The sequence below is a fragment of the Corynebacterium stationis genome (assembly GCF_001941345.1).
Lineage (GTDB): Bacteria > Actinomycetota > Actinomycetes > Mycobacteriales > Mycobacteriaceae > Corynebacterium > Corynebacterium stationis.
Window position 1 is genome coordinate 738435 of sequence record NZ_CP009251.1, and the last position, 14511, is coordinate 752945.

The window sequence follows — 14511 nt, forward strand, 5'->3', positions numbered from 1 at the left end:
TTCAGCCCCGAAAATTGTGCTATTGCATATTTCTAATCGTGGGAGGACAGTGCGACAATCGCGAGGGCAGCATGTTTGGGCACGGTGATGTCTAATCCAGATTGGGTTGTAAATTGTTTAATTCGGTTGATGACAGTGTTGCGGTGACAAAACGATAACTGGGCGGTTTGTTTGATAGAACCGGTCTTGAGGTAGGCGTCTACCGTGGCGAGAATTGGATCATCGTTGCTTCTCAGCTCATTTGTGTAGGCGGTTATTTCTTCGATTCTTCGCCCGTAAACTGAGGTGAGCGCTTTGCGTGCTACTGCCCACATGACATTGGTGATTGATTCCAGCTTTTTGGGGCGACCATAGGAGCTAAAGACTACTGAGGATGAGCGCACCGCACGTCGTACTTCGGACAGGCCGACAACGGTCTCAAAGCGGATTCCCGGAAACCGTTCAACATCGAGGATGTGCGTTTCAATTTCGGCGTCACCAGTTTGCCAAAAGGCTGCGTAACTTGTTCCAAAGCTTTGGCAGAAGATTCGTCCTGACGCCGTTGCCTTTTCAAGGGCTGAATGAGCTTCATCGGCGATGGATGGATGGAAGACCACTACTTCGCATTGCGTTGATTCCTCGATTTCCAGAATGTGGGAAATTTCGGTGAGGCCACGCTCACCGAGGGAATCTGAAGAAAATAGGCGGTCCAGGTAGCGGGAGTTAATAATGCGGAAGTCTTGCGCGGTGCGTGCTTCTTCGCGCTGAAAGGATGCGCGTACGTAGAAAGCGTATTCCGTGATGACGTAGTTGAGCTTTTCTACATGCTCTATTAGGACGGGCATGGATTCATCGCTGGCAATTCGTTTGAGGTAATTCCAAATGATTTTGAAATCCAAGTGGATAGCGTCGACCAGTAGTGGAAGGTCAACACCTTGTCGAGCTCGGCGATGGCCAAAGCTTTCGGCATGTACCTTGAGTTGAGCTTGTTCTTGCACGGAAGTAGTAGCGCGCAACAACAGAGACAAGACTTCGAAAGCCGTTGACCGAATCTCGGAATCGGGGATCCCAGAATCGCCGTATAGGCCGATCTCGTTGAACTCATGTAGGAAGTCCTCGACGATTTGAGGGATGTGTTCTAGGGCTTGTGAGATGAGGTCTTCCCATTGGCGTTCGTGCATATGCACAACGATAGCTGTAAATCATTGGTGGATTTACAACTTCTTGAGAAAAATCCCAATCCGCATCTCAAGGGGACTACTTTGAGCCCTAGATCACAAACAAAAGCTAAGGATTTAGAGTCTTGATGCAATCTCCTTTGAATCATTCACCCGTCACCGTCATTGATAACGCCCAGTTTCTGACCCAGGATCCGCAGAATCCTGATGCTCAGGCAGTCGCGATCATTGAGGGGAAAATTGTGGCATTGGATGATGCCGCGCGTCAGTTCAGTCATGCAAAGAATATTGATGCTGGTGGTGCGGTAATCACGCCGGGGTTTAATGATGTGCATGCGCATACCGTGTGGTTTGGCCAGACACTTCTAGAAATTGATTTGAGCCACGCCAGTGCTCCCGAAGATGTATATGAAACAATCTCGCAAGCACTAGACGTAGACGAATCCAATGGCTCGGAGAAAGCCGATAAGTGGATTATTTCCTCGGGTTTCAACCCGAACTATCTCGAAGGCGCCGAACTAGAGATTCACAAGCTCGATGATGCTGCCGGAGGACGACCGCTGCTGATTAAGCACAACTCTGGACATGCCTACACCGTAAACACTAAGGCTTTGGAAATCGCAGGAGTCGATCCTCACAGCCCTCAGGCAATCGAAGGCGGAGAGATTGTCACCGATTCTGAGGGCAATGCCACCGGGCTGCTTGATGAAAACGCCATGCGCATTATCCAGGATATTCTCCAGCCAGAAGCAACGTCTGACTTGGTACAAGCGCTTGAGCGAGCGACAGCTCACTATGTATCTGAGGGACTTACATCGGTTACAGACGCAGGTGTCGCTGGCGGATGGATAGGTCACTCTCCGCGTGAAATCGCTGCGTACCAGGAAGCGAAGCTACTTACTCGCATGCAGCTGATGCCAACCATCGATGTCCTGCATGATTTAGAGGGACACACTAGCGAGAAGACTGCTTTCGGTATAGATACTGGCCTTCGCACTGGGTTTGGTAATGAACGACTGCAGATTGGCCCAACCAAGATTTTTACCGACGGTTCTCTCTTAGGCACAACCGCTGCGATGAGCGAGGACTACCAGTGCTGTTCGCACCATGGATACTTCCAAGGTGACGTGAAGGTGATGAAATCTCAAGCGCTTAAAGCAGCGTCACTAGGGTGGTCCTTAGCGCTGCACGCGATTGGTGATGCCGCGGTGGAGTTCGCAATAGAGGTCATTACTGAAGCGACTTCTCGTTACGGCCAACCTTCGATGCCGCACCGAATTGAACACGGTGGTGTGGTGCAAGATTCACAAATTAAGAAGATTGCAGAGTCTGGAATCATCTTGGTTCCTCAACCCCGTTTCATTCGGGAATTCGGTGATTCGATGGCTGCCAAGATTGGCGAAGTTCGCACTAATCTGTCTTATCCAGCAAAGCGTTTGCTCGATGCAGGAGTTGTTTTACCAGGAAGTTCCGACCGTCCAGTGGCCAACGGCTCGCCGCTGAAAGTCATGGAAGCCTTCGTGCTCCGTGAAACTGAAACTGGAGAAATCTATGGTGCCGATGAGCGAATCACTGCGGCTGAAGCACTCTATGCCTACACAGCAGGCTCTGCCTTTGCCACTGGTTGGGCGGGAAAGAAGGGCCAAATCAAACCGGGACAGCTCGCTGACTTGGTGGTGCTGGGGGACAACCCGCTGGAAGTTGAACCAAATGGGATTAGCAATATCGACATTGTTGCCACCATGGTTGGCGGCGAATTGGTACACGGACAGTTTTAACCGCAAGCAAAGAATCGATTTGCTCTACTGAAAGGAACAGCATGACTCAGGATTGGAATGAGCGATTCCTCAAGGACTTTGAAGCTATGAGCGCCAACGGCGCAACACCAGGAGGCGGAGTGGAACGCCAGGCTGCGAGTGAGGGAGATATTAAGAACCGTGAGTGGTTCGCTTCTCTCCTCAGTGGCTTAGGCGCGAAAGTTACTTATGACGACATTGGTAATCAGTATGGCTTGTTCGAATTTGATGCGGCGTTACCTTATGTCGGTCTCGGATCTCACCTAGATTCCCAGCCCCTAGCCGGGCGCTTCGATGGCGCCTACGGAGTTCTTGCCGGCGCACATGCAGCAGCGCGCCTCGTTGAGCGAATTAAAAAATCTGGGGAGAAGCCAACACGCAACATCGTGGTCATCAATTGGTTTAATGAGGAAGGCTCCCGCTTTGCGCCGTCGATGATGGGCAGTTCTGTATTCACCGGCAAGATGGATCTCAAGACCGCATTAGAGTCCACGGATCTATCCGGAACTACAGTTAAGGAAGCCATCTCTCAAGCCAACTGGCAACCGGTCCAGACACCGCCGAAGGTTTCAGAATATGCAGAAATTCACGTGGAACAGGGTAAAGACCTCGAACACGCAGGAAATCAGATTGGATTGGTGACCGCGACTTGGGGCGCACGTAAATTCCAGCTAACGGTTAACGGCGAGCAAGGCCATACTGGCTCCACTCTCATGGCTGACCGTAAGGACGCACTTTTTGGCGCCTCCCTCGTGATTGCAGAAGTGCGTCGCTTAACCGACAATTATGAGCCCGGACAACTACAAGCTTCAGTTTCTCAGCTCACGCTGGAACCAAACTCACCAGTCACCATCGCGCGTGAAGTGAAGTTCAACGTTGACCTGCGCTCACCAGACTCTCAAGTATTGGAGTCAGCACAGGAGCAACTTAACTCCATCATCGCATCGGCAGAGGAGGAGTCTAAGACCGCAATCGAGCGTGAACAGACACACTATTGGGACCTCAATCCATATCCAGCCGCAGGCATTGAACTCAGCCGCGACGTAGTTAAGGAACTCGGGATTTCCCACCAAGAAATCTTTACAGTGGCTGGCCATGATTCCACCAACATGAAGGATCTGGTCCCAACCGTCATGTTGTTTGTCCCCAGCAAGGATGGAATCTCTCACAACGAAGCTGAGTACACGACACCTGAGGACTGCCTTGCCGGCGTTGAAATATTTACCGAGGTTGCGGCAAAACTTATTTTCTCTTAGTCCAGGTCGGTGTCGGTATCTTGGACAACTGCGAAGAGTAGTTCCGCAAAGACTGTGGGCTCTGAAAGGTCGACTTCGCAGAGCTGTTCAATTTGTGCGATGCGGTTGCGGGCGGTGTGGCGGTGGATTTTGAGTGCTTCGGCGGTTTGGTTGAGCTGCCCGCCTTTTCTTAAGTAGACGGATAATGTGCGGGCTAAGTCCAGATTGCGTTCGGCGTCGATGGTGCGCAGCACGTTGATGGTTTCGCGGCGTCGGCTGGCCAGTGCGGCGCGTACGACTTCGGAGTTGAGCCAGGGCATGGATTGGCTGCGCGGGGAGAGATATTCACCCAACGGAAGTGGGCGAGCACGCGCGACGAGTTCCTCAACGTGATCTGAAGACAGTTCGGTGGCGTGGATGCGTTTGCCAATGGCCACGCGCAAGCGGCGAAGTGAGCCGGCGAAGAGGTCGAGCATTTCTTGTAGTTCGGCATCGCCGCGGAATAAGACTAGAAAACTCAGTGGGTCTAATTGAGCGACATAAAGAAACTGCCCGCGGTCTTCCAGGTTCGCATCTAGAGCGAGCTTGCCGCGCTCAAGGCTGCGGGTGTCATCGGCGAGTGCCACTACCGGGCGCGTGAAACCTTCCTTGTCACGCGGAAAATCCAAGGTCGTGGGCAGCATCTGCGAAGGTGAGGTGGTATCCGGCAGGCCTAAGCTCAAACGCAGGGCAAAAGAATTGAGCTCATTGCGTGCTTGGCGCAGCTCCACCGGGCGAGCAAGCAACATGTCTGCCAGGCCAGCGCAGTGCCTGATTAATGAGCGATCTTCGGCGTTGATGGGATGATCAGAATCCACCTTCAGCGTGTGCTGCCGCTCGCCATGGGAGGTCATCTCATAAGAACTGAAGTACTTACGTTTGGCTGGTGGGGCGGTAGAAGCCACTACATCGTCGCGTTCATTAATGATGGAGAGCTCAACATCAATGAAATAAGCAGCCTCATGCAGCAATTCCGTGAGGTTACCGCGGGTAGCAGTATGCGTGAGTTTTTCCTGCGCGGCCAAAAGCCGGCGCTGCGCAATATCGTTGCGGCGGCTTTGTTCCTGGTGGACTGCAGCAACGATGGAGATAAATGAGATCTGACGTGGGACCTCAAATAAACCAATGCCAAGTTCCTGTGCGGCCGCAATTACCGACTCCGGCACAGTAGGAAATATCAGACCCGTACCAATACCCACCGCCACCGCACCGGCCTCAGCCAGGTGGGCAAGGTAGGCAGCGAGCTCATCCTCGCGGTTGGCAAACGCAATTGCAATGGTGAGAACTACAGAATCCTGCTGAATGAACTCCGTGGCATCTTCCAACTCATTGGTCTGAACACCAGAAAATGTGGCGGCAGTGGACGGGCAGATCGGGTTGACTTCCAAGGCGCCTTGGTTGAACAACCACTCAAATTCCAGCATCCAGCAATGTCCATTCTGTATATCCGAACCACAATCTTTCGCCATAGTGTACATGGTGCGCAACACAGTGAGTAGCCATACTGAGTGAGAACACAAAGATTGAGCCTTTGAAGGAGGAAGCATGAAGGACTTCGATTACCACCTGCCGCAGGAGCGTCGAGTAGTCACTGATGGAATGGGAGAAAAGAGCGCTGCGATTAATGCGCGCCGAGAGGCAGCCATTGCCCGTGCCCTGACCCCAGGTCTGCCTGGATATGTCGTTGCTGCAGATGGTGGTGTCCTGGTTGATGCAGATGACAACTCATACATCGATTTCGCATCCGGCATTGCTGTGACGTCCGTTGGTGCTTCCAATAAGCGAGTTGCAGATGCTGTGGCTAAGGCCGCCGCACAATTTACCCACACCTGTTTCATGGTCTCCCCATATGAGTCCTACGTGGCGGTGTGTGAAAAGCTGAACCAGCTCACCCCCGGTGACCATGAGAAGAAATCTGTTCTTCTTAACTCCGGTGCTGAGGCAGTAGAAAACGCGGTCAAGATTGCCCGCAAGTACACCGGCAAGAATGCCGTGGCAGTATTTGATTACGGCTACCACGGTCGCACCAACCTGACCATGTCCATGACGGCTAAGAACAAGCCTTACAAGACCGGTTTTGGCAGCTTGGCTTCCGATGTTCACCGCGTACCAATGTCATACCCAGCGCGTGATGGCTTGAAGGGTGATCAGGCTGCTGCACGTGCAATCAAGGTGCTGGACCAGCAGGTTGGACCTGAAAACCTGGCGTGTGTTGTTATCGAGCCAGTTCAGGGTGAGGGCGGTTTCATCGTTCCTGCTGAAGGCTTCTTGCCGGCGATTGCGCAGTGGTGTCGTGACAACGATGTTGTCTTCATCGCTGATGAAATTCAGTCCGGCTTCGGCCGCACTGGACAGTGGTTCGCGTCTGAGAATGAGCAGGTCATCCCAGACCTGGTAACCACCGCTAAGGGTATTGCTGCTGGTATGCCCCTATCTGGTGTGACTGGCCGTGCGGAAATCATGGACAGCCCAATCCCAGGTTCTTTGGGCGGTACCTACGGCGGCAACCCAGTTGCTTGTGCCGCAGCGCTCGCTGCCATCGAAGAATTCGAGACCCATGATCTTCCAGGTCGCGCACGCGAAATCGAAGCAATCGTTCGCGAGTACTTTGAGCCATTGCTCGAGCTGGAATCCGTCCTGGATGTCCGCGGACGTGGCGCCATGATGGCTATTGAGCTCATTAACGGTGAGGTCACCAATGAAATTGCTGCTGCATGTAAGAAGCAGGGCATCCTCATCTTGACCTGTGGTCTGGACGGCAACGTCATTCGTTTGCTGCCTGCGTTGACCATCCCGGAGCACCTGCTGCGTGAAGGTCTGGAAATCCTTACCACGGAAATCCGCGAGGCTCTCGCCTAAAATTCCATACTTGTCCCCCTGACCAGCGTCTAGTTTCGCAGGGCCGGTCAGGGGAACACTCATTTCAAACAGGGGATGAAAATTTGAATAGCAACAACATCAAGTTTGATGAATCTATCAATCCATCGAAAGAAACTGAAAGCCGCATCACGCCGTGGCAAGCTGTCGCTCTGATCTTCGGTACCAACATCGGTGCTGGTATTTTGAGCCTTCCTTATGCCGGCCGCAACGGTGGCTTCCTAGCGCTGTTCATCGCACTCGCAATCGCCGGTATTTTGACCACGCTGTCCATGATGTACGTGGCAGAGGTGTCACTGCGCACCAACAAGCCGCTGCAGCTGTCTGGTCTGGCTGAGCAGTACTTGGGCCACTGGGGACGCTGGCTGGTATTTGCCGCGATTGCGGTCAATGGCACCGGCGCGCTGATTGGTTATGCCGCCGGTTCAGGCGAACTGCTGGATAACCTGTTGGGCATACCGCCGACTATCGGTACGCTTTTGTTCTTCGCACTGGGTACATTCATTATGTACAAGGGCCTGGAAGCAACCGGTGTTGCCGAGGCCGTCATCACCATCGCGATGGCCGCCATTGTGGTCATCTTGGTGATGTGGACCTTCATCGGGCCTGGTATTGAGTTTGAGAATCTGTGGATTTTGCGTCCTTACTTCATCATCCCGATTATGAACCTGGCTGTGTTCACCTTCATGGCGCAGTACGTTGTGCCGGAGCTTGCCCGCGGTATGCGCGATAATCACTCGGACAAGATTGTTCCAACCATTATCGGCGGCATGGTCGCTACCGGTATTACCCTGGCTGCGGTTCCTTTTGCAGCGCTCGGTCTGCTGGGTACCAATGTGTCTGAGGTCGTCACCGTTTCTTGGGGTGAAGAGCTCGGTCCAATTGCTTATTACCTGGCTAATCTCTTTGCGCTGTTTGCAATGATGACGTCATTCCTCGCCATCGGCTACACCACCATGCGTAACGTCTTGGACATCTTCCACTGGCCACAGCATGGTTGGCAGCGTGGTGTTGCCGTTGCCATGACCGTTGGTCTGCCATTGATTATTACTTTCGCGGGTTTTGGCGGATTCGTCTCAGCTTTGAGCTACGCCGGCGGTATTGCGGGTGTAGTCATGTCCATCATCCCGGTGATGTTGCTGCACGCTTCCCGCAAGTACGGCGACCGCAACCCAGAATGGTCGCTGGGTTGGACCGCGCATCCGATCCTCCAAGCGACCATCATCATCGTTTACGGCCTGGCGTTCCTCTATTCCATTGGCAGCATCTTTGGAATTGTTCCCGCCGGCTGGGCGTAGCCTAGGTTAGCTCCCACATCTTCAAGTGGGTTTCCAACACTACAACGTTGGGGCCAGACTCTGCATCAAGTGCTTGTGACAGTACTTCTTGCAGGGTCTCTTTTTCTGCCCTGAACGCTGGAACGCCGAAGGACTCTGCGAGTTTTACAAAGTCAGGACGCGCGAGCTCCGTAGCGGTAGCTTTGCCGAAAGCTTCATTCATGTACTCGCGCAAGATGCCGTAGCCGCCATCATCCACAATCAGCCAAGTCACCGGAATATCATGCTGGACTGCGGCTGCTAGTTCTGAAGTGGAGTAAAGGGAAGAGCCGTCACCGGCCAGCGCAAAGGTGCGCTGGCCCAGTCCTAGTGCGCCGCCCAAGGCGGCGGGGAAGCCATAGCCTAGGCCACCGGCGCCTTGTGCCGAGTGGAATTCGCCGTCCTTGGCATCCCACACATTCCACGCCCAATAAGCAGCGATGGTCATATCCCAATAGGTCTGCATGTCATCCGGCACAGCCTCCCGAATTGCATCCATGACCTGCTGCTCATGCTCCAGTCCAAGCTCGCTCATGCGCTCTGCCACCTTGGTGTTTACTTCAGCTGCCTTGTCCGCGCCAGCATGCGTTGCAGTATCTACCGCTGGAAGCAGCTGCGCCAAGAAAGTGGAGATATCCGCGCGAATACCCAGTGAAGGATGATTTGAAGACAAGACCTTGGACTCAGCATCCACCTGGATGATGGTGCCAGTTGGCTTCATAGTGAAGTAATTGGACGTCACCTCACCCAGGGAGCTGCCCAACACTAGCAGGGTTTCAGCACTATCCATCAGGTCTGTGACATGGCGGTCTTCGATAAAATGCACGGCCAGTGGATGATCCAACGGCAGGGCAGTGTTACCACCGACAGTGCACACCACCGGCGCATCAATTTTTTCCGCCAACTGCACTAGCAGTTCACCCGCGCCGGAGCGACGCACGCCGCCGCCGGCAACAATGACGGTGGAGTTCGCGTTAATCAGTTCCGCCGCGCGGCTCACCAGTGCGTGGTGTGCTTCCGGCTGGTTGATCTCCGCCGCGGTGGTCGCGGCGGTAATCGCCGGTAGCCCATGCGCGGTGTCCTGAGATTCCAACAAGATGTCCTGCGGGACCTCCACCCACACTGGCCCCTGCGGCGCAGTCATTGCCTCACGGTAAGCATCTTCCAGAACGCTTGGAATGGCAGCAGCCTGCTGCACCGTCGCCTGATATTTGGTTACGTTGCGCACGGATTCTGTCTGTTCATCCAGCTGGTGCAGCATGCCTTTGCGGCGCGCGCCCAGGCCCGCGGCCGGAATCTGCGAAGACACCACAATCATTGGCACGCCAGTGGCATAAGCCTCCTGGAGCCCAGCAAGCGAGGTCAGCGCGCCGGGGCCAGTGGACAAAAACAGTGCCGCCGGGTTGCCGGTCGCACGTGCATAACCCTCAGCCGCAAAGGCTGCATTGTTCTCCATGCGGCTGGAGTAAAAGTTCAAAGAACTGCGCGACAGGGCATCAAAAAGCCCCAATGCGTGCTGGCCAGGGATGCCAAAGACATCCTTGATGCCCAGCGCTTGCAGGGTTTCAACAACCAGGTCGCCGCCATTGCGAGTAGTCATATGTTCTCCTTCTTGTCTTCGCGCAGTGCCTAAGCGCGCTGGGTATTCGCGCGCAGGTCAGCCATCAACGTAATCAAGTCATAGGCCACGTGTGATGCCGCAACACCGGTAATTTCCGCATGGTCGTAGGAAGGAGCAACCTCCACGACATCAGCGCCAACAATGTTGAGCCCGCGCAGGCCACGGATGATTTCCAGCAACTCACGCGAGGTCAGTCCGCCAGCTTCGGGGGTGCCGGTGCCAGGGGCATGAGCAGGATCAAGGACGTCAATGTCCACAGAGATGTACAGCGGGCGCTTGCCCACGCGGTCACGCAGCTTAGCGATGATTTCATCCACGCCCTGACGGAACACGTCCGAGGAGGTAACAATGCCGAAACCAAAGCGGCGGTCATCTTCCAAGTCCTTCTTGCCATAGAGCGGGCCGCGGGTGCCCACGTGGCAGATGCCCTCTGTATCCAACACGCCTTCTTCCACCGCGCGGCGAAATGGTGTGCCGTGGGTGTAGTCCGCACCGAAGTAGGTATCCCAGGTGTCCAAGTGGGCATCGAAATGCAGCAGTGCAACCGGCTCTTTCGCGCGCGCCGATGCCGCACGCAGCAGCGGCAGTGCAATGGTGTGGTCACCACCGATGGTCATCAGTGATGAACCATCCGCGGTGAGATCCATGGCGTCTTGCTGGATAGCCTCAATGGCCTCATTGATGTTGAAAGGATTAACCGCCATGTCACCCGCGTCCACCACCTGGGTCTGCGCGAAAGGCGCAGTATCCGTCGCTGGATTGTATGGGCGCAGCAGGCGGGAAGACTGGCGCACATGGTTGGAACCAAAGCGCGCACCGGGGCGGTAGGAGACACCGGAGTCAAAAGGAACGCCGACTACCTTGATGCCAGCTTGTCGGTCCTGCGCCTCAATATCGCGTAAGCGCGGCAGTAGGGCATAGGTGGATTCGCCACTGTAGCGCGGAACCAAGGCCGAATTAACTGGGCCGATGTGGCCGCCTTCTTCAACGCGTGGAATCTCTAGCATGGGATGAGCGTCCTTTCTTCAAGCTGTGTTTAGGTTTATGAGACCCCGGATAAGACCCACAGCACCTCGGCGCTGTCACCGGTGGGGTTGTGCCAGGTATGGGGTTCGGCCCCGGGGAAGGTCAGGGTGTCGCCGGCTTCTAAGGTGAATTCCTCTGCGGAGGTTTTAACAACGAAGCTGCCTTTGATGACATGGATGGATTCAATATGGCAATCCATGGTGTAGGGCTCTTCTTCACCGTGGCCGTGGGCTTCTACTGACATGTGGATGATTTGAATTTCACGTTGGGTGCGTGGAGTGAGCAGGCGTTCGATGATGCCGGCGCCGCCCAAGTCGACCCGTGGGGCAGCATCGAATTTCACCACGGATACTTCGGGGCTATCGAGCAGCTGGCCTGGATTGATGCCTAAGACTTGGCACAAGGTGACCAGTGATTGCACTGATGGGCTGGTCAGGTCGCGTTCCACGCGGGAGATGAATCCCTTGGAAAATCCGGTGCGCTCTGCAACCTGATCCAGGGTGAAATGCCTGCGTTCGCGCAGTGCGCGCAGGCGGCTGACCAGGGCAATGTCGCTTGCGACGGGTTCTATGGGAAGAGACTTCATCCTTTTACCTTAGTGAAATTCGTTCAAAACAGCTGTTGCCTATTTGGCAACTAATGTTTAGTATAGGGTCACATATTGTGATGTGCAATACAGATTCGCGGAAAAGAAAGCTCAGCTACTAAACGTTAAAGAGGGATCTTCATGGAATGGCTCAACGTTGCAGTTTTGGCTCTATACCTAGTCGGCATGATTGCCTTCGGAGTTTGGGGAGCACGTAGAATTAGCAATACCGCTGACTACCTTGTTGCCGGGCGCAACCTGGGCGGAACTTTGTACGCGGGCACGATGGTGGCCGTCGTTCTTGGTGGTGCTTCAGCTGTGGGTGGAATCGGTCTTGGTTATGCCTACGGCATCTCAGGATTCTGGCTCGTGACCGCCATCGGCGTCGGCGTATTGGTGTTGAGCTTGGCGTTTGCGCCGGCATTGCAGCGGCTGCGTATCTTCACGGTCTCGCAAATGTTGACCTTGCGCTATGGCACTGAATCCACGCAAGCGTCCTCGCTCATCATGTTGGCCTATACATTGATGCTGGCCGCAACATCTTCCGGAGCTTATGCTTCGGTTTTCGTGGTTCTCTTCGGATGGGAGCGGTGGCTTTCCATTCTGGTCGGCGGCGCCGTGGTGTTAATTTATGCCACTGTCGGCGGTATGTGGTCGATCACCTTGGCAGATATGGGGCAATTTATCATCATGACCATTGGTGTCTTTATGCTGATGTTGCCGATTTCGCTGTCGCAGGCAGGCGGCTGGTCCGGACTGCAGGGCCGCTTGGATGCTGAGTTCTTTGATATCGGCGGCATGGGTCTGCAATCCATCATTACCTACTTTGTCATCTACACACTGGGGTTATTGATCGGCCAGGATATTTGGCAGCGCGTGTTCACTGCGAAGACCCCAGGTGTTGCTCGTTTGGGTGGTACTGCGGCTGGTGTTTACTGCATTCTCTTCGGCGTGGCTGGCGCGATCATTGGCATGGCTGCAGCCGTTCTCTTACCGGGCATCGAAGTTCGTGATGATGTCTTTGCATCCGTTGCTTTGGAAGTTCTGCCTGTCGGCATCGGCGGCATCGCTCTTGCCGCTGGCGTGGCTGCGATGATGTCCACTGCCTCGGGCGGGTTGATAGCTGCAGCTACCGTGGTTCAGGCAGATGTCATCCCGCTGTTGAAGGGGATGTCGGAAAAGCGCGGACCCCGCAAGCTAACGCCTATGGAAGTGGTCAAGGTTGCGGATGCTTCGGCAGCACGCGCGGAGCAAGCCGAAGAAGACGTGAATATCAACCGCCGCTGGGTACTCATCTTTGGCGTCATCGTGCTGTTTATCGCCATGGCGGTACCGGATGTGGTCGCGGCGTTGACCATTGCTTATGACATCCTCGTCGGTGGTCTTTTGGTTGCCATCATCGGTGGGCTGGTATGGAAGCGGGGTACCGGCGCAGGCGCAACATGGGCGATGATTACTGGCTCCGTGGGCACGCTCATCACCATGGGTGTCCTGGAGATTCGTGCAGAAAACCGCTTCGATGGTGTCTTTGCTAATGAGCCAATCTATGTTGGTCTGATTTTGTCAGCATTCGTCTACGTGGCGGTATCGCTTGCTACCAAACCAACCGACCCAGAAGTGCTGGCCGCATGGATTAAGCGGACCAAAGAAGGCGCGCCTTCCCTGGAACAAGTTGAGGAAGACGCGCGCGGAATTGAAGAGGAACTGTTGAAGAAGGTCTAGGACTTTTCGAAGTATTGGCGAATGATTCCAATGCCACGTTCAATATTAGCTTGCGAGGCCGCAAACGATAGGCGAATGTGGTGTTCGGCGGCGGGGCCATATTCGGCACCAGCGCGCACTAGTACACCGCGTTCGGCCAGCTCGGCGGCTACCTGGGAAGAGGGCTTGTCCAAGTCATAAGAGAAGAATGCATAAAACGCGCCTTCGGGCTCGAAGAGTTGGACGTGGGGGACATCGTTAAGCAAGCGAACCACCAGGTCGCGGCGCTGGGCGTATTCTTCCAACATCGGTGTGACCACAGACTCCGGCAGAGATACCGCGGCGAGCGCTGCCAGCTGCGACTGCTCCGACACTGAGCCGTTGAAGGTGCGGTGCATCTGCGCAATCGCAGCGATCAAATCTTTCGCGCCCGCGATGTAGCCGACGCGGAAGCCCGTCATGCAGTATTTCTTGGAAAAGGTCTGCACGTATAACGTGCGCTCCTGCAAGCCGGGAACCTCTAAAGCGGAGGTGAATGGTTCGGCGGTATAGGTGAGGGCCGAGTAGGCTTCGTCGGAAACGACGAGGGTATCGGTGGCATCGAGAAGCTGTGCAAGCTTTTCCAGCTCATCGCGGGTATGCACGATTCCATTGGGATTAGAAGGATTAGAAAAGACCGCCATCTTTGCGCCGTCAAGCGCCGTGGCAAGCTGGTCAAAATCAAAGTGGAGGTCCTTGCCCATGGGAACAAATTCCACGGTGCCGCCGGCCAAGACCACCTGGTCGGCGTACAAAGAATAAGCCGGCTGCGGGATGACCACCTTGTCACCTGGTTCAATCAACGCGAAAAATAGCGCGCCCAGCCCGGCGGTCGCTCCGTGTGTCACCACAATATTGTCCTTATCCCAGTCCGATGGGCGGGCGGGAAGTGCGGTGAGAAGGGCATCGCGAAGCTCTGCAATGCCGTGCTGATCCGTGTAGTTGGTGCGGCCTTGGGCGACTGCTTGCGTGGTGGCATCGATAACCGCCTGCGGTGGGGCGAAGTCCGGCTCGCCCAACGCCAACGACACCGCGCCGGGCGGCACCACCCCAAGCGGCGGGCGAAGAGATGCTTGACGCTGGTCAAGGATGCGTTGAGCGATGAAATTCATGCCTTC

Annotated in this window: 11 protein-coding genes; 5 read left to right on the forward strand and 6 right to left on the reverse strand. The window is 54.9% G+C overall.

Annotation, left to right across the window (positions count from 1 at the left end; all coding sequences use genetic code 11):
- Positions 1–32: 32 nt before the first annotated feature.
- Complete coding sequence (locus CSTAT_RS03575; protein WP_075722488.1) at positions 33–1160, reverse strand: helix-turn-helix domain-containing protein; 1128 nt, start codon at positions 1158–1160, stop codon at positions 33–35.
- Between the two features lie 125 nt (positions 1161–1285).
- Between CSTAT_RS03575 and CSTAT_RS03580 the strand changes: the two genes are divergently transcribed.
- Positions 1286–2935 carry an amidohydrolase gene (locus CSTAT_RS03580; RefSeq protein WP_075722489.1) on the forward strand — a complete coding sequence of 550 codons (1650 nt, stop codon included), beginning with the start codon at positions 1286–1288 and terminating at the stop codon, positions 2933–2935.
- A 41-nt stretch (positions 2936–2976) separates the two neighbouring features.
- Positions 2977–4209, forward strand: coding sequence for a M20 family metallo-hydrolase (locus tag CSTAT_RS03585; protein WP_075722490.1), 1233 nt, complete (start codon positions 2977–2979; stop codon positions 4207–4209).
- Here CSTAT_RS03585 and CSTAT_RS03590 read toward each other — a convergent pair.
- Positions 4206–5651, reverse strand: coding sequence for a PucR family transcriptional regulator (locus CSTAT_RS03590; RefSeq protein ID WP_075722491.1), 1446 nt, complete (start codon positions 5649–5651; stop codon positions 4206–4208). The genes CSTAT_RS03585 and CSTAT_RS03590 overlap by 4 nt on opposite strands.
- 121 nt (positions 5652–5772) lie before the next feature.
- Here CSTAT_RS03590 and gabT point away from each other — a divergent pair, with 121 nt between their 5' ends.
- Positions 5773–7086 carry a 4-aminobutyrate--2-oxoglutarate transaminase gene (gene gabT / locus CSTAT_RS03595; RefSeq protein ID WP_075722492.1) on the forward strand — a complete coding sequence of 438 codons (1314 nt, stop codon included), beginning with the start codon at positions 5773–5775 and terminating at the stop codon, positions 7084–7086.
- Positions 7087–7184: 98 nt separating this feature from the next.
- The gene (locus CSTAT_RS03600; RefSeq protein WP_419186563.1) at positions 7185–8402 is read left to right on the forward strand and encodes an aromatic amino acid transport family protein; all 1218 of its coding nucleotides are present in this window, start codon (positions 7185–7187) and stop codon (positions 8400–8402) included.
- Between the two features lies 1 nt (position 8403).
- Here the strand turns inward: CSTAT_RS03600 and CSTAT_RS03605 are convergent, their stop codons facing one another.
- The 3 genes from CSTAT_RS03605 to CSTAT_RS03615 are packed head-to-tail and all read right to left on the reverse strand — an operon-like array spanning position 8404 to position 11653.
- Positions 8404–10020, reverse strand: coding sequence for a thiamine pyrophosphate-binding protein (locus CSTAT_RS03605; protein WP_075722494.1), 1617 nt, complete (start codon positions 10018–10020; stop codon positions 8404–8406).
- Between the two features lie 29 nt (positions 10021–10049).
- Positions 10050–11048 carry an agmatinase gene (gene speB, locus CSTAT_RS03610; protein ID WP_075722495.1) on the reverse strand — a complete coding sequence of 333 codons (999 nt, stop codon included), beginning with the start codon at positions 11046–11048 and terminating at the stop codon, positions 10050–10052.
- A gap of 35 nt (positions 11049–11083) precedes the next feature.
- Positions 11084–11653: a helix-turn-helix domain-containing protein gene (locus CSTAT_RS03615; RefSeq protein ID WP_075722496.1), complete on the reverse strand. Its 570-nt coding sequence runs from the start codon at positions 11651–11653 to the stop codon at positions 11084–11086.
- A 141-nt stretch (positions 11654–11794) separates the two neighbouring features.
- Between CSTAT_RS03615 and CSTAT_RS03620 the strand changes: the two genes are divergently transcribed.
- A complete protein-coding gene (locus CSTAT_RS03620) occupies positions 11795–13375 on the forward strand; it encodes a sodium:solute symporter family protein (RefSeq protein ID WP_075722497.1) in 1581 nt (526 codons plus the stop codon).
- Here CSTAT_RS03620 and CSTAT_RS03625 read toward each other — a convergent pair.
- Positions 13372–14505 (reverse strand): pyridoxal phosphate-dependent aminotransferase, encoded by a 1134-nt coding sequence (locus CSTAT_RS03625; RefSeq protein WP_075722498.1) that lies wholly within the window; start codon positions 14503–14505, stop codon positions 13372–13374. The two genes, CSTAT_RS03620 and CSTAT_RS03625, sit on opposite strands and share 4 nt — an antisense overlap.
- Positions 14506–14511: the final 6 nt, after the last annotated feature.